The organism is Embleya sp. NPDC050493 (assembly GCF_044458105.1).
Classification (GTDB): Bacteria; Actinomycetota; Actinomycetes; order Streptomycetales; family Streptomycetaceae; genus Embleya.
Genome location: NZ_JBITHP010000018.1, coordinates 44,043 through 58,730 on the forward strand (window position 1 = coordinate 44,043; position 14,688 = coordinate 58,730).

General features: G+C 71.4%; 14 protein-coding genes. 4 read left to right on the forward strand and 10 right to left on the reverse strand.

Translation table 11 applies throughout. From position 1 onward, the window contains the following. Positions 1-81: 81 nt before the first annotated feature. The 3 genes from ACIBM5_RS29565 to ACIBM5_RS29575 are packed head-to-tail and all read right to left on the reverse strand — an operon-like array spanning position 82 to position 2,404. Entirely contained in the window at positions 82-1,317 is a 1,236-nt protein-coding gene (locus ACIBM5_RS29565; protein WP_396009575.1) for an ABC transporter permease, read from the reverse strand. After that, a complete protein-coding gene (locus tag ACIBM5_RS29570) occupies positions 1,314-2,021 on the reverse strand; it encodes an ABC transporter ATP-binding protein (protein WP_396009576.1) in 708 nt (235 codons plus the stop codon). Before ACIBM5_RS29570 ends, ACIBM5_RS29565 begins: the two co-directional genes overlap by 4 nt. After that, positions 2,018-2,404, reverse strand: coding sequence for a hypothetical protein (locus ACIBM5_RS29575; RefSeq protein WP_396009577.1), 387 nt, complete (start codon positions 2,402-2,404; stop codon positions 2,018-2,020). The genes ACIBM5_RS29570 and ACIBM5_RS29575 overlap by 4 nt, the downstream gene beginning before the upstream one ends. Positions 2,405-2,464: 60 nt before the next feature. On the opposite strand from ACIBM5_RS29575, the gene ACIBM5_RS29580 reads away from it, so the two are divergent. Then, the gene (locus tag ACIBM5_RS29580; RefSeq protein WP_396009579.1) at positions 2,465-4,036 is read left to right on the forward strand and encodes an ATP-binding protein; all 1,572 of its coding nucleotides are present in this window, start codon (positions 2,465-2,467) and stop codon (positions 4,034-4,036) included. 47 nt (positions 4,037-4,083) lie between these two features. On the opposite strand, the gene ACIBM5_RS29585 is transcribed toward ACIBM5_RS29580, so the two are convergent. Then, positions 4,084-5,688, reverse strand: coding sequence for an amidohydrolase family protein (locus ACIBM5_RS29585; protein WP_396009580.1), 1,605 nt, complete (start codon positions 5,686-5,688; stop codon positions 4,084-4,086). Positions 5,689-5,919: 231 nt separating this feature from the next. On the opposite strand from ACIBM5_RS29585, the gene ACIBM5_RS29590 reads away from it, so the two are divergent. Next, positions 5,920-6,786, forward strand: a complete 867-nt coding sequence (locus ACIBM5_RS29590; protein ID WP_396009581.1) for a TIGR02452 family protein — start codon at positions 5,920-5,922, stop codon at positions 6,784-6,786. Positions 6,787-6,941: 155 nt separating this feature from the next. Beyond that, positions 6,942-8,501: a phytoene desaturase family protein gene (locus tag ACIBM5_RS29595; protein WP_396009582.1), complete on the forward strand. Its 1,560-nt coding sequence runs from the start codon at positions 6,942-6,944 to the stop codon at positions 8,499-8,501. A 98-nt stretch (positions 8,502-8,599) separates the two neighbouring features. Here ACIBM5_RS29595 and ACIBM5_RS29600 read toward each other — a convergent pair whose 3' ends face one another. Beyond that, the gene (locus tag ACIBM5_RS29600) at positions 8,600-9,577 is read right to left on the reverse strand and encodes an alpha/beta fold hydrolase (protein ID WP_396009583.1); all 978 of its coding nucleotides are present in this window, start codon (positions 9,575-9,577) and stop codon (positions 8,600-8,602) included. Positions 9,578-9,723: 146 nt separating this feature from the next. Here ACIBM5_RS29600 and ACIBM5_RS29605 point away from each other — a divergent pair, with 146 nt between their 5' ends. Next, positions 9,724-10,176 carry a winged helix-turn-helix transcriptional regulator gene (locus tag ACIBM5_RS29605; RefSeq protein WP_396009584.1) on the forward strand — a complete coding sequence of 151 codons (453 nt, stop codon included), beginning with the start codon at positions 9,724-9,726 and terminating at the stop codon, positions 10,174-10,176. A gap of 277 nt (positions 10,177-10,453) precedes the next feature. Here ACIBM5_RS29605 and ACIBM5_RS29610 read toward each other — a convergent pair whose 3' ends face one another. The 5 genes from ACIBM5_RS29610 to ACIBM5_RS29630 form a co-directional block, all read right to left on the reverse strand. Beyond that, positions 10,454-11,191: a S1 family peptidase gene (locus tag ACIBM5_RS29610; RefSeq protein ID WP_396009585.1), complete on the reverse strand. Its 738-nt coding sequence runs from the start codon at positions 11,189-11,191 to the stop codon at positions 10,454-10,456. Between the two features lie 280 nt (positions 11,192-11,471). Further along, on the reverse strand, positions 11,472-12,533 hold the full coding sequence (locus ACIBM5_RS29615; protein ID WP_396009586.1) for a cytochrome P450: 1,062 nt from the start codon (positions 12,531-12,533) through the stop codon (positions 11,472-11,474). A 191-nt stretch (positions 12,534-12,724) separates the two neighbouring features. Beyond that, positions 12,725-12,856 carry a tryptorubin family RiPP precursor gene (locus ACIBM5_RS29620; protein WP_396009587.1) on the reverse strand — a complete coding sequence of 44 codons (132 nt, stop codon included), beginning with the start codon at positions 12,854-12,856 and terminating at the stop codon, positions 12,725-12,727. Positions 12,857-13,021: 165 nt separating this feature from the next. Further along, positions 13,022-13,585: a hypothetical protein gene (locus ACIBM5_RS29625; RefSeq protein WP_396009588.1), complete on the reverse strand. Its 564-nt coding sequence runs from the start codon at positions 13,583-13,585 to the stop codon at positions 13,022-13,024. 117 nt (positions 13,586-13,702) lie between these two features. Continuing rightward, the gene (locus ACIBM5_RS29630) at positions 13,703-14,596 is read right to left on the reverse strand and encodes a hypothetical protein (RefSeq protein WP_396009589.1); all 894 of its coding nucleotides are present in this window, start codon (positions 14,594-14,596) and stop codon (positions 13,703-13,705) included. Positions 14,597-14,688 lie beyond the last annotated feature (92 nt).

Sequence of the window (14,688 nt, forward strand, 5' to 3'; positions counted from 1 at the left end):
GGGGCGGGCCGGCGCGGCCCCCCCCCCCCCCCCCGCCCGCCCGCCCCCCCCCCCCCCCCCCCCGCCCCCGCGGGATGCGGCTCACGTGCCGGCCAGCGCCTCCGTCGGGGTCAGCCGGGACGCGCGGATCGAGGGATAGACGCCGGCCGCCATGCCGACCAGGATCGCCCCGCCGAAGCCCGCCGCGACGGAGGCCGGCGAGACCACCGCGGGCCAGTGTTGGAACCAGGCGTAGCCGATGGTCGCGACCACGCCCAGGGCCGTGCCGGCGAGACCGCCCAGGGTGGACAGGGCGATGGACTCGGTGAGGAACTGGCCGCGGATCTGGCCGCGGTTGGCGCCCAGGGCGCGGCGCAGGCCGATCTCCCTGCGGCGCTCCAGGACCGAGATGAACATCGTGTTGGCCACCCCGATGCCACCGACCAGCAGCGCGACGCCGGCCAGGCCCAGGAACAGCGCGGAGAACGTACTCTCGGTCGCGCGCTTCGCGGCCAACGCGTCGGAGGGGCGGCTGACCTGGACCAACCCGGGCAGTGCCGGATTCACGGTTTGCGCCAGGACCGCGCGAACGGACTCGATGGCCGGTTCGGCGGTGCGGACATAGACGACGGTGGGGTGGCCGTCGAAGCCCAGGCTTGTGCGCGCGGCCTCCCAGCCGACCAGGACCGCACGATCGATGTCCGGGGCCAGCGGGGCCGGTGCGAGGATGCCGACGACGGTGAACCAGCGGTTGCCGATGATCACCTGTGGCGGCGTCTGACCCGGCCGCAATGTGTCGAAGCCGAGCCGGCGGCCTGCCTCGTGGCCGAGCACGACGGTCGGGAAACGTTCGGTGACCGCATCGAGGAAGCGTCCGGAACGGACCTTGCCGTGGATGGCTTCGAGGAGATTGGTCCGGCTCGCCAACACCGCCAGTCCCGAACCGTCGTCGGGGTCGATCCGGTCCGAACGCCGCACCACCGCATGGGTGTTCGCGACCGCGCTGGTCAATGTGACCGGGCCGATTCGGGCGGCCATCGCGTCGGCCGCCTCGGGCAGCAGCACCGGGGGGTTTTGGTCCGGCTGCGGTTCGGCACGCAGCGTGTCGGTGCCCATCGCGGAGAGTTCGTTCATCAACGCCTTCTGGCTCGACGCCGGAATCCCGATGACGATGATCATCGTCGCGATGCCGATCGAGATGCCGAGGGCGGACAGCGCCGCGCGCATCCTGCGGGTTCGGATTCCGAGCAGGCCCAGCCGGAGGATGTCGGCCGGAGCCAGCCGCACGGGCCGAGTCGGATCACTCTCGGTCGCAGTCGCAGTCGCAGTCGCAGTCACAGTCGCGGTCCCCCTCCCCGCTCGCACGGAGCGCACGCCGTGTCCGTGACCAGTCGGCCGTCGCGGATCTCCACCCGGCGCGGCAGCCCGGCGGCGATGTCCCGGTCGTGCGTGATGATCGCGATCGTGGCTCCCTCGGCGTTCAGCTGATGCAACAACTCCAGGACCGCCTGCCCGTTCGCCGTGTCCAGTGCACCGGTGGGCTCGTCGGCCAGGACGAGGGCCGGCGTGTTGACCAACGCTCGGGCGATCGCGACGCGTTGGCGTTCGCCGCCGGAGAGTTCGTGGGGCCGGTGTCCGGCCCGGCGGGCCAGGCCGACCCGGCCGAGCGCCCGCACGGCGAGGGGCAGCCGACGGCGGCGTGGAATTCCCGCGTACAGCAGCCCGGTTGCCACGTTCTCCGCCGCGGTGAGGCCGTCGGCGAGGTGGAACTGTTGGAACACGAAGCCGAGCAGGCGTCCGCGCAGTGCGGAGAGCCGACGATCGGACAGGGTGCCGACGTCGTGGCCCAGGATCGACACCGTACCCGCGGTCGGGCTGTCCAACGTGCCCATCAGGTTGAGCAGGGTGGACTTGCCGGAGCCGGACGGGCCGACGATGCCCACGAGTTCGCCGGCCGTGATCGCCAGCGACACGTCGTCGAGGGCCCTGACGCCGCCGGGATATGCCTTGCTCGCGTGCACGACCTCCAGGACGGGGCTCACGACGTGGTCACCACCCGCATGCCCGGCTCCAGGCCGTTGCCCGTGACCTCGACCATGCCCTTGACGAACAGGCCGGTCTCGACCGCGATCAGACGGCCGGCGGGGATCTGTACCGCGTACCCGCCCTCGCGGAGCGCGACCAGTGCGCCGACCGGCACGGTCAGGACACCCTTTCGGGTCTCGGTGGTGAAGCGGACCCGGACGCCGGCCGCGTCGAGGTTCTTCACCGCGGCGGCGTCGTCGAGGGTGACGGTCACGGTCATCTTCGTCCCGCCGACGTCCGGACCCATCGCGCCCGCTCCGGCGTCCTTGCGCTCGGCGCTGCGGCCGATCGCGGACACCGTGCCCCGGGCCTCGGTGTTGTCCGGGAGTACGACGGTCACGGGGGTGTCCACCGCGATCGAGCCGATGTCGGTCGCGGGAACGGGCACACTGACCGCGCGGTGGACGCGGCCCTGGTACCCACCACCGGATCCGACCGCATCGACCCCGAGGCGGTGGGCCCGTTCCGGCTCACCGACGCCGAACGCGCGCAGTCGCGCCGGGACGCCGACATCGCGGTGCAGTGCCTGCGCGCGGCGGGCCGCTCCGGTGACATCACCCAGCGGCCGAACGGACGCTCGGTCGTCGCGATCGTGGGCGGTCCCACCGGGGCCGGCGACTCGCCCGGCCCCGGTGGGACCACAACCGTCCCGGCTCCGGTGACCGATCCCGGCGACACCGGGGGTTCCCGCCCGCTGCCCCGGCGTGGCCCGAGCGTGGTGCCAAGGGCATCCAGCGCACGCCCCGGAGTCGAGAGCGGCCGGGCCTCGGACGGTGCGGTCGCCGCGGCGTGCGGCCTCGACCGACCGAACGTGCCGACCGCGACCGAACAGCGGGCCCTGGGCGAACTCAACGCCCTGTTCGCGGCCTGCCTGACCCGCAAGAACATCGCGCCGCTCACCCTCGGGCAGGACCTGACCTGGGACAAGGACGCCTCGCCCGTGGTCGCCCGGGACGTCGCCGCGTGCGTGGACACCGCCCGACGCGAGCAGCTCACCCCGTACGTGGTGCCCGCGACGCTGCTGTTCGTGGGCGACCACGACGGCTCCACGGCCCCGGTGTTCGACCTGAGCCGCGCCGACACCGCACGCATCGCCGGCGTCGCCGCGCTGATCCTGCTGCTCACCGCCGCGGTCACCGGCCTGGTCGCGGCCCGGCTGATCCGGCCGCTGAGCGCACTCACCGACGCGGCCCTGCGCATGCGCGACGGCGACGACGCGACGCGGGTGGACCTGTCCGCGAATCACGAGATCGGCAGACTCGCCGAGGCGTTCAACGACATGTCCGAGCACCGGCTCCGGATGGAGGAGCAGCGCAAGGAGATGGTCGGCGACGTGGCGCACGAGTTGCGCACACCGCTGAGCAACATCCGCGGTTGGCTGGAAGCGGTCGAGGACGGGGTCGCGGTGCCGGATCGGGCGTTGACCTCCTCGCTGCTGGAAGAGGCGTTGTTGCTCCAACACGTGATCGACGATCTCCAGGACCTCGCCGAGGCGGACGCGGGCCGGCTCCGCCTGCGGAGGGAATCGGTGTCGGCGCACGAGGTCTCGGAGCAGGTCGTGGCGGCGCACCTGGCCCGGGCCGCGGCGCAGGGCGTGGACCTGGTGGTGTGGGGTGACGCGGACCTTCGGCTGTCGGCCGATCCGGTGCGGCTGCGTCAGATGGTGGGCAATCTGGTGTCCAACGCGGTGCGGCACACGGCGGAGGGCGGAAGGGTGACCGTGCACGCCTTCCCGGACGGGTCGGAGATCGTGTTCGAGGTGACCGACACCGGAATCGGCATCGCGGCGGCGGACCTCCCGCACGTCTTCGACCGGTTCTGGCGCGCGGACAAGTCCCGCAACCGCCGCACCGGCGGCAGCGGACTCGGCCTGGCGATCGTGCAGCGCCTCGCCCGGGCCCACGGCGGCTCGGTCACGGTGCGCAGCACGCCCGGCGTCGGTTCGGTGTTCGCCGTCCGCCTGCCGACCTGAGCGCCCCGGCCCGGAGCGGGGTCGGGGCGCGTTCGGTACGCGGTGCCTCAGGACACGTCGCGGCGCAGGGCCCGACCGGCCAGGGCACCGGTGGGCCGGCCGTCGCGCAGCGCGGCGGTCCCGTTCACCAGGACGTGCCGCATGCCGCGTGCGTAGCTCGCCGGGTTCGCGTAGGTCGCCGTGTCCACGAAGTCCTCGGGCGCGAAGATCGCCACGTCGGCATGTGCGCCGACGCGCAGCACGCCTCGATCACGCAGTCGCAGCGTCGTCGCCGGCAGGGCGGTCATCCGGCGTACGGCCTCCTCCAGCGACACGATCCCCTCCTCGCGCGCGTAGCGGCCCAGCACCCGGGCGAAGGTGCCGTAGGCCCGCGGGTGCACGGGATGGTCGGCGAAGCGTTCCTCGACCGCGGGGGCGTCCGAGTCCGAGCCCACCGACACCCAGTCGCGGGCGAAGGCGAGCCGGATGTTGTCCTCGTTGCCGATGAAGTACGCCGCGTCGGCGTGCGGCTCGGCGAGCACGATGTCCAGCATCGTGGTGATCGGGTCGGCGTCGCCGCGGTCCTTGGCGATGTCGGCGATCGTGGATCCGGTGCGCACGCCGATGTCCGGGTGATTCGACAGGATCACGATGCCCTCGGCGCCGCCGCTCATCCGCCACAGGCTCTCCCAATCGCCGCCGTCGCGCACCGCGTCGACGATCTGCGCCCTGCTCCGGGGGTCGCCGAGGCGCTCCCGGAGCTTTTCCGGGCCGCCGAGGTGGAAGGGCGGAGGGACCGCGGCCGACAACAACGTGCTGCCGGCCGTATAGGGGTAGATGTCGGCGGTCACCTCGACACCCGCCGCCCGGGCGGCCTCGATCCGGTCCAGGACGGCGGGCATCTTGGCCCAGTTCTCGCGGCCGGCGGTCTTCAGGTGGTAGATCTCGGCACGCGCGCCGGAGGCTCGGGCGATGTCCAGGAGTTCGTCGACGCCCTCCAGGAGGCGGTCGCCCTCGTTGCGCAGGTGCGAGATGTACAGCGCGTCGTGGCGGGCCAACACGTGGGCGTAGGCGATGAGTTCGTCGGTGTCGGCGTAGCTGCCGGGTGGGTAGATCAGCGCGGAGCCGACGCCGAGCGCCCCGTCCGCCAGTTCCTGTTCGAGCAGTGCGCAGGCACGGGCGAGCTCGTCGGCGTCCAGCACGCGGTCCGCCGGCCCGGCCACCGACATCCGGAGGTTGTCCGCCCCGACGAAGCTGGCCACGTTGTGGCCGACGCCCTGGGCTTCGAGCTGCTCCAGGAACTCGCGCAATCGCGGCCAGGACCGGCGGGCCCCCTCGGCCGACGGGCCGAGCTCGATCATCCCGTCGGTCATCGCGCCGGTCACCGGGCCGAGCGAGACGCCCTCGCCGAAGATCTGGGTGGTGACCCCCTGATGGAGGTCGGACAGGCCGCGGGGATCCTGCTGGAGCGTGAAGTAGGCGTGGCTCAGCACGTTGACGAAGCCGGGGCAGACCACGCAGCCCCGCGCATCGATCTCGTCGCGGCCCCGGAGATCGCCGACGTCGCCGACCGCGACCACACGTCCGGCATCGATCGCGAGATCGCCGTCGAATGCGGGCGATCCGCTCCCGTCGACGAGGGAGCCTGCGCGGACAACGAGATCGACCTGCATACGGAGCCTCTTCGAGTACGAGTGAGCCACTTCCCGGGCGCCCCTCAGTATCGCCGCGCCCGCGCCACCCGATCATGGGCTCCGGCACGAGCGACACGTCGAAGATGTGTCCATCCACACGAAGACCGCCGGTGCCGAAGGCACCCCCGGGCCGACCACGCGATCGAGAACTCGGGCCCCGTTCAGGAATGCGATGGAGCATCCGACCGACCGCCCCTAGCGTACGGACGTGTGAGCGACCGATTGCAGGAAATCGCGGAGACCAACGCACGCATCGTCGCCGCGGGCGAATACTCGACGCCGGTGGGCACCGTCGTGGTGGCTCCCGCACTTCGCGCGGCGATATCCGGCACGGTGAGTCATCCACCGGAGGGACCCGTCGAACCGAGCCACCCGGGCGTCGAACATTCGACGTCGTTCGAGGTGACCGACGAGAACAGCCTCCAGGCCGCCCGGCGCCTGGTCGCGACGGGCATCGGACCGGTCGCGGTGCTGAACTTCGCGTCGGCGCGCAACCCGGGAGGCGGCTACCTTCGCGGGGCCCGGGCCCAGGAGGAGGACCTCTGCCGCAACTCCCTGTTGTACCCCTGTCTCCTGGCGGTCCCCGACTACTATGCGGCCCACCGGGCCTGCCCCGACCTGGTCTACAGCGACCGGGTGGTGTGGTCCCCCGACGTCCCCGTGCACCGCGACGAGTGGGGTGCACTGCTCGCCGAGCCGGATCGGGTGTCCTTCCTCACCTGTGCCGCGCCCAATGCCGGCGAGGTCCTGCGCCGTGACCCGGGCGCGGGCGAGCGCATCCGGGAGGCGCTGTACCGGCGCGCCGAGCGTGTGCTGACGGTGGCCCACCGGCACGGCGCGCGGCAACTGGTACTGGGTGCATGGGGGTGCGGGGTGTTCGGCAACGACCCGCGCGTCGTCGCCGCGGCGTTCCACGCCCCGCTCACCGCGAACGGCTCCTTGTCCGCCGCCTTCGAAAGGGTGGTGTTCGCGATCCCGGATCGCTCGCCCGACTCGGTCAACCGGGCGGCTTTCACCGGGCGATTCGCACCGGGAGGGCCTGGGCGGGCGGGCGGTGCGGGGTCGGCGGGGGGCTGACCGTCGCCGGGTGGAATGTCCGAGTGCCCGCGACGCCGGGCGGAGGCGGCTCGGGACTTTCGCGAGCCGGGTGGGGCGGGTGGGTTGGTGGGTGCCTACGCTGGCTTGTGTGCGGTGCCGGTGGCCGGAGGTCGTCGATTTCGGAGGCGGATGTGGTGCGTGACGGTGGGAGATTCGACGTCGTCGTGGTCGGGGGCGGGCACAACGGCCTGGTGGCGGCCGCGTATCTGGCGCAGGCGGGCCGGTCGGTCCTGGTGCTGGAACGGCTCGACGAAGTGGGCGGCGCGGCGGTGTCGTGCCGGCCGTTTCCCGGGGTCGACGTGCGACTGTCCCGCTACTCGTACCTGGTCAGCCTGCTGCCCCGAAAGATCGTCGAGGACCTGCGGCTGCCCGTCGAACTGCGCCGGCGCCGGGTCGGCTCGTACACCCCGCTCGGCGCCGGCGGCTTCCTCGTCGACGCCGCGGACCGCGCACGCACCCGCGCCGAACTGACCCGTTTCGCCGGTTCGCGCGAGGCCGACGCGTGGGAGCGGTTCGGCGCGGCCACGGCGCGACTGGCCGGTCGGGTCTTTCCCACCCTCACCGAACCGCTGCGTTCCGCGGCCGAGTTCCGCCGGCTGGTGGACGACGATCGGGTGTGGGACGCGGTGTTCGCGCAGCCCCTGTCCGCCCTGATCGAGGCGGAGTTCGCCGACGACACGGTGCGCGGCGTGGTGGCGACCGATGCGCTGATCGGCACGTTCGCCCCGATGGACGACCCCGAGCTGCGACAGAACCGCTGCTTCCTCTACCACGTCGTCGGCGGTGGTACGGGGGATTGGGACGTACCGGTGGGCGGCATGGGAGCGGTCACCGCGGCCCTTGCCGACGCGGCCCGCGCGGCGGGGGCGCAGCTGCGGACCGGGGCGGCGGTCGGCTCCGTGGATCCCGACGGCGAGGTGCGATACACGCTCGGCGACCGGGAGTTCCGGGTGACGGGTGGGCACGTGCTCGCCGCGGTCGCGCCCGACACGTTGGACCGGCTCCTGGGGAACACCCCCGACGGGCCCGGGCCGGAGGGGTCGCAGCTCAAGATCAACATGGTCCTCGCCCGATTGCCGCGGCTGCGCGACCCGCTCGCCGACCCGCAGCGCGCCTTCGCCGGCACCTTCCATGTCAACGAGGGCTATGCACAGCTCGCGGCCGCGTACGAGCATGCCGCGAGCGGCCGGATGCCCGCGCTGCCGCCGGGCGAGATGTACTGCCATACGCTGACCGACCCGTCCATCCTCGGGCCGCGGGCACGGGAGGCGGGTGTGCACACGTTGACGCTGTTCGGCCTGCACATGCCGGCGCGCCTGTTCGCCGAGGACAACGAGAGTGCCCGGACGAAGGCACTGCGCGCGATGCTCGACTCCGTCGACGCTGTGCTCGCCGAGCCGATCGAGGACTGCCTGCTGCGCGACGGCGACGGCAATCCGTGCCTGGAGGTGCACACGCCACTGGATCTCGAACACGAACTCGGCCTGCCCGCCGGGCACATCTTCCACCGGGACCTGTCCTGGCCGTACGCGCAGGACGCCGAGACCCACGGCACGTGGGGTGTGGAAACGGCCCACGAACGCATCCTGCTGTGCGGGGCCGGCGCGCGACGCGGCGGCGGCGTGAGCGGCATCCCCGGGCACAACGCGGCGATGGCGATCCTGCACCAAGGCCCGGCACGACGGGAGCCCTGACGCCGGCGCGCACCCGCCCCGCCGGGAAGACGCGTGGCCCACGCCCGACGGAGGATCGAGTTCGGGTCCGCTCTGGTCCGGTCGATTCGCCGGATGCTCTATCGCGTTCGGCCGCCCGTGCGCGGCCGGACGTCGGTCGCACCGGCGGTGGTCGTACCGGCGGCGGTCGTGTCGAGGAACCGTCCCAGGAGGGCGGCGATGGTGTCGGGGGCGTCTTCGAGGCTGTAGTGGCCGGCCTCCGGGAGTTCGGTGATCAGGCCGTCGGGAAAGACGGACCTGAACAGGGGGAGGAAGTGCGTGCTGCGCAGGGTCTGGTCGGCGCTGCCCCACAGGGCCAGGGCCGGGAGGCCCGCCAGCCTGGCTCGGGCCGCCGGCGTGGGGGTTTCGAAGGTGTGCGCGCCGGTGGCGAATCCCTGGGCCCAGCCGATCGCCCCGCGGCATTCATCGGGAGTCGGGAAGGCCGAGCCGTACGCTCTGATCCAGGTGTCGGAGATGATCCCGTTGTTCTCGAAGCCGTTGAGCTTGAGCGTGCTGAGGATGTTGAACTCCAGCTGCTCCAGGACCCGTTCCAGGGTCTTGTCGCGCTGCGCCCGGGCGATCCAGCGGAACCACGGCGACTCGGCCGCGTTGTCCGCCAGCACCCGGGCCAGGTCGGCCTGGCCGAAGGGGGTCGGGGCGTTGACGGCGACGACGCGGGAGATCAGGTCCGGGTGCCTGGCCGCCAGGCCCATGCCGACAGGGCCGCCGAAGTCGTGCATGACGAGGGTGATTTCCTCGAGGCCGAGGGCCAGGACCAGGGCTTCGATGTTGTCGACGTGATCCTGGAGGCGATACGACCTGGTCGCGGGCGTCTCGCTCTTGCCGAAGCCCATGTGGTCGGGCACGACGACCCGGTGGGTGGTGGAGAACCGACGGATGAGGTCGCGGAACAGGTACCCCCAGGTGGGTTCGCCGTGCAGGAGAAGCAGGACGGGGCCGGCGCCCTCGTCGACATAGTGCATCTCGAACCCGGGCGCCGACGTGTGGTTCGGCGCGAAGGGATAGCTGCCTTCGAAGGTTTCCTGGGCGGCGATCATGTCGGTTCGACTCCTTGGTCGTGCGCCATGCGGGCTCTCGGGGTCCGACCCGGCAACGGCACCGGAGGTGGTACTAAATTGAAACCTGCCAGGAAACATAGACACTCTGGTTTTGTTTTGCAACCAGTAGGGGGATGCGGAAACGGATGAACGAGACGACGCGAACGACCTCGCCGTGCCCGGTGGCGCGAACGGTCGACCTCCTGGGTGACAAGTGGTCGCTGTTGATCATCCGCGACGCGTTCGACGGGGTTCGGCGCTTCGGGCAGTTCCAGCGCAGTCTCGGCGTGGCCAAGAACATCCTCAGCATCCGGCTGCGCACGCTGGTCGACGCGGGCGTGCTGAGCAGTGAGCCGGCCTCGGACGGCAGCAGCTATCGGGAATACGTCCTCACCGACAGGGGACGTGAGTTGTTCGACCTGATCATCAGCCTGCGCCAGTGGGGCGAACACCACACCGTGGTCCGGGGTGAGCAGTACGCACCCCTGATCGACCACGCGACCGGCGAACCCCTCGGCAGGCTCACGTACGTACGGCCCGACGGGAGCCCGGTCCGCGCCGACGACACCCACGTGGGCGACCTCCGCCCGATGGCCTGAGCGGGGACGGAATCGACACGCGTCCGGGGCGGACGGCGGGCCCACCCGCGGCACTCGTGACGTGGGACGCGGTGCCGGCGGGCCATACCGCGGGGCGGGCGCCCTCCGGGCCGGGGCGGGCAGACGTTCGTGCCCGATCGTCGTCCGTTCGCGGCGGCGAAGCGGACGACGATCGGGCTCGGTTCGGCGCATGGTTCCGGTCGCGGTCCCGGCAATGGTTCGGAGCGTGGTTCCGAAGGTGGCTCGGGCCGCGGGGTGAGGCGACGAGTCGGGTCGGTCAGACGCCTGCGACCGACTGGATCCAGGAGCGGTACGCCGTCACGTTCGTGTACGCGGTGGTGGTCTGTCGGTCGCTGGTGGAGGCGACGCCGACCTGGACACCGTTCGCCAGCATCGGACCACCCGAGTCGCCGCCCGCGGTGATCCCGTTACCGCGCTGCGCACAGATCGCCGAACCGTTGTACGCGTCGCGGCAACCACCGGTCACGGTCACGTTCGCGACCTTCAGGAACTGCGACTGGCAGTTGATCTCCTGGCCGCACCGTGACGTCGCGCCCCATCCGTAGACCTGGACGCTCTGACCCACCGTCACCGAACCGGGTTGGCCGAGCCGGGAGTAGGTGGCCGAGACGGAGCGGTCGAGCCGAACCAGGGCCAGGTCGGCCGACGGACTGGTATAGGTCTGGACGCCGTTGGCCACGGTGCCCCCGGAGGTCTGGTCCAGGCTGCCGATGCGGAACGTCAACTGCCCGCCGCTGACGCAGTGTTTCGCGGTGAGGATCCAGGTGGGCGCGATGATGGTCGAGGTACACGTCTGCCTGCCGGCGGAGAACAGGCGGGCCGCCCAGGGGGCGTTCTGCGCATATCCGCCACCGATGATCGGCTGGGGGCCGCCTGCCGACGGCTGGCCGACCGGAATCGCGGACGTGGCGGGGGAGGCGGTGGCGGTGGCGCCGAGGGTGAGCACCATGAGCAATGCGGCCAAGAGAGCGGGGACTATCCTGGTTATTCGCAAAGTTCCTCGTTTCCGAAGACACGCGGCATCTCGCGTGTGGTGTCCAGGGGGTACCAGGATCCCGATGGCGGCCGGCCGCGGGTAATAGCAATCTTCCATGTCGCCGGAGATATGCCTCCGACCGGAATCGGCCGCGCTGCGCGCCGGCGGCGGGGCATGCGGGATGCCGCGGTCGAATTCGATGCACGCGAAGATGCTCCCGGCCCCACCCGCACGGCCGCCGCCCCTCCCCCCGCCTACCCGCCTCGACTCCGCGGGCCCCATCCTCCTGCCGCCGAACTCACCTGTCAGGCTCGGCAGTTCGGGTCATCTTCACGCGGGTGACACCGAGCAGACCGGCGAGGGGAACCCTGGCGGCGGTCTGGTGCGGGCTCACCGTGAGGCCCTGGGAGCGGATGCGATCGAGGAGGTGTTCGGCCAGCGGCATGATCAGGTGTCGGCCGCGGCAGCGGTCGGAGGCGTGGCCGAAGGGGAAGTACCCCGGATGGTTGTCGGCGTCCAGGTCGCTCCAGCGCTCGGGTCGGAAATCGTCCGGGTCGACCCACAGTTCGGGATCGCGGTGACTGAGCAGCGGGAGCAGCAGCACGTCGTCGTTCGGGCCGATCCGGGAGTCCAGGGCGGGAAACTCGGGGGAGGCGACCCGCAGGATGTTCCACGACGGCGGCAGCAGGCGCAGGGACTCCAGCACGATGTGCCGGTTCGACGCGTCGGCGTCGAAGGGCGAGCCCAGCCAGAGCGCGTTGGCGACCAGTGCCGAGACTCCCAGGCACACCGGAGCCGCGACCCGTCGATACAACCCCAGCGCATGGTGCCGGTTGTCCGGATCCGCGGCCGCCGTGGCGGTCAGCGCCGCGAGTTGCGACATCGGCGCGTCGGGATCGGGCGTGCCGGGCAGGGCGGCACTCGTGCGGACCGCGGCCCGCGCCAATACGGGCATCGCCTCGAGCCGGCGATCCGTGAGCATGCGCAGTCGCAAGGGATCGGGACGGAAAAGCAGATCACGAAGATAGGCGTGGCCCGCGTGCGGCCAGTTCCCGGAAAGATCCACACTATCGGGAATCGGCTCGTGCAAAGCGGCGCGGACGTCTCGCGAGAGCGCCTGCATCACGTCGGCGGCCTCCGCGCGGGCAATGGATCTTCCGTACAGCGGCTTGAAAGTCGGCCGCTCGAATTCATGGGCGGACCTGCTGCCGAGAAGTTTCTCGATCAGGTCCGGGTCGGCGACTCCGACGGTGTCGGCGTCCACCCGAAAGAACTTCACACCGCGATGTTCCCGGAGGAGTTCTTCGATCTTCGGCGAAAAAACCGTGGTCCGGGCGCGCCCGACCGTATCGGAACTCATCGGTGCTCTCCACGTGGCGGGAGTCTCGCATCCGGTGCCGCCGACATACGGCGACACCGGACCCGAACCCGGACGGTGAACCGACACTTCGTCGGGTCGTGGCGGCGCTACCGCGGGATTATCGATCGTGCGGCGGGAGCGGCCACGACCCGCATCGGTTCGATGATCAACCGGTTCTCAGCGTGTGTTGATCAGCTGTACCAGATGTACCAGACTGCGGACTTCAGGGACTTCTCGGGCCTGAACCTCTTGGAGAAAGAGTTGACGATCTTGATCACGACAACCTCCAGGTGACTGTGAACCGGCCGAGTCTCGGATGACACGGGCGGTCGGGGCGATAAACCATCGCTACAGAATCCGACTTTCCGATTCTCGTCGCCTGGAAAGTGAATCCCCAGACCAAAGGCACGTCAATGTGACGTGGATCACAGATCAAAAACGCCCCGTAACGAGCCGCGCATATCCGGCCGGCGCTTATCCAAGCATACTCACACGCAGTTCACACAAACCGCGGAGAACTTGTTTGTCGATCTTGCCACCGCTGCCGGTCGACAGGTCGGCCGGCGGGTCCACCGCCGCCGCGCGACGCGCGGACCGACACCCGTTTTCGGCCGCCCGCAACTCCGGGCGACGTACCCCGAGCAGGCGAACACGTCGAGCGCCACCGTCACCGGACAGAACGGGGATTCCAGCTCGTCGGCGACCGCCTCGGCGGTCCGAAGCAACGGTGACGTGCCGGCCAAGGAGAACTCGCCCGCCAGGAAGCCGACAGCCGCGTAGTCCGCGTACTTGTGTGCCATAAGGGATCGAAACGGGTCGTCCGCCGGAGCCGCGTCCAACCAACCTCGGACGACGTCCAGGCAAGCCGCGTACTCCCGCTGCCGCGCGAACAACATCGCCCGCCCGAGGACCCACCTGACACGATCGTCGCGATCACCCGACAGTTGGTCCATCAACCGGTGCGCCCACCCGAACTCCCCGCGCGCCACCGCCCCGGTGAACGTCGCGCCCCACTCGTCGACCTCGTCTCGACCCCACGCGCCGATTCGCATCCTGCGAGTATGCCGCCCGGGTTCACGCGCGACGCGGCCGTCCCGATCCGACCGGCGGCGGGCCTCGCCTCCGTGCGCATCCGGGCGGGTGCGACGCGGGCGTCGGGCGGTGCCGGTTCACCTTTCGGGGTCCGAGCCTCCGGGCGTCCGGGCCCCCGGGCGTCCGGAATCAACCCCGCCCGCCGGTCGGCGTCGGGCCGGGTTCGGGGCCCGGCGGGCCGGGTCTCGGGTGGTGGTGGTCTCGATCAGGGCCTCCAACTCGGGGTCGGCCCACGGGCGGTGCGCGGCCAGCGCGGCACGGTGTCGGCCGGTGGCGATGTCCCGGAGGATGTCCTCGGCGGTGACGCCGGGGCCGAGCAGGCGGGTGGTGGCGGGCGCGTGGCCGGTCCAGGCCCAGCGCAGCGATGCGCCCATGCTGTAGACCTCGGCGGCTTCGGTGAGGGTGACGGCGGCGTCGGGCCTGCCGTGGAGGAGTGCGCGCGCGATCTCGGGAGCGGTGGACTGGTCCATGCCTCCTCGGTAGGGACGCGGCAGCGGCAGATCGGGATGGTGGGCGAGGTCGTGGTCGATGAACTCGACCGCGTTTCCCGGAGTGATCAGGATGTTGGCCGGTTGGATGTCGCCGTGCCGCCAACCCGCGGCGTGCAGTGCGGCCAGCAGCGCGAACGCCCGATGGGCGATCCGACGCAGGCTCGCTCGGGTGCCCGGCGTGGCGGTACGGCGGGCGGCGACGCACCAGTCCCACAGGGTGGTGCCCGGCCGCCAGGCGATCGCGATCCACGCACCGTCGCCGAGACGTCCGCTCGCCGCTCCGGCCGGGTGCAGTTCCCGGTCGCGCAGGAGGGCGACGGCACGGGCCTCGTGCAACAACGCGGCGACGTCGGCGGGTTCCGTCGCGGTCCTGATCTTCCAGTGCCGGGTGCGCCAGGCGGCGGTGTGGTCCCGGGTCAGCGGGCGCGGATCCTCCGCGATGCCCAGGCTTTCCAGGGCGGCGGCGAGCAGCGCGTCCATCGTCACGTCCTCGTGGTCCGGACGATCGGTCCGGTCCGGCCGCCGCGCACCGACCCGCGCACCGACCCGCGAACGGACCTGCCGCGTGACCG

Excerpts from the sequence above, each read along its gene's own strand:
- ACIBM5_RS29585 (WP_396009580.1), bottom strand. The coding sequence starts at position 5,688 with ATGCAGGTCGATCTCGTTGTCCGCGCAGGCTCCCTCGTCGACGGGAGC.
- ACIBM5_RS29600 (WP_396009583.1), bottom strand. The coding sequence starts at position 9,577 with ATGATCGCCGCCCAGGAAACCTTCGAAGGCAGCTATCCCTTCGCGCCG.
- ACIBM5_RS29605 (WP_396009584.1), top strand. The coding sequence starts at position 9,724 with ATGAACGAGACGACGCGAACGACCTCGCCGTGCCCGGTGGCGCGAACG.
- ACIBM5_RS29615 (WP_396009586.1), bottom strand. The coding sequence starts at position 12,533 with ATGAGTTCCGATACGGTCGGGCGCGCCCGGACCACGGTTTTTTCGCCG.
- ACIBM5_RS29625 (WP_396009588.1), bottom strand. The coding sequence starts at position 13,585 with ATGCGAATCGGCGCGTGGGGTCGAGACGAGGTCGACGAGTGGGGCGCG.
- ACIBM5_RS29630 (WP_396009589.1), bottom strand. The coding sequence starts at position 14,596 with ATGGACGCGCTGCTCGCCGCCGCCCTGGAAAGCCTGGGCATCGCGGAG.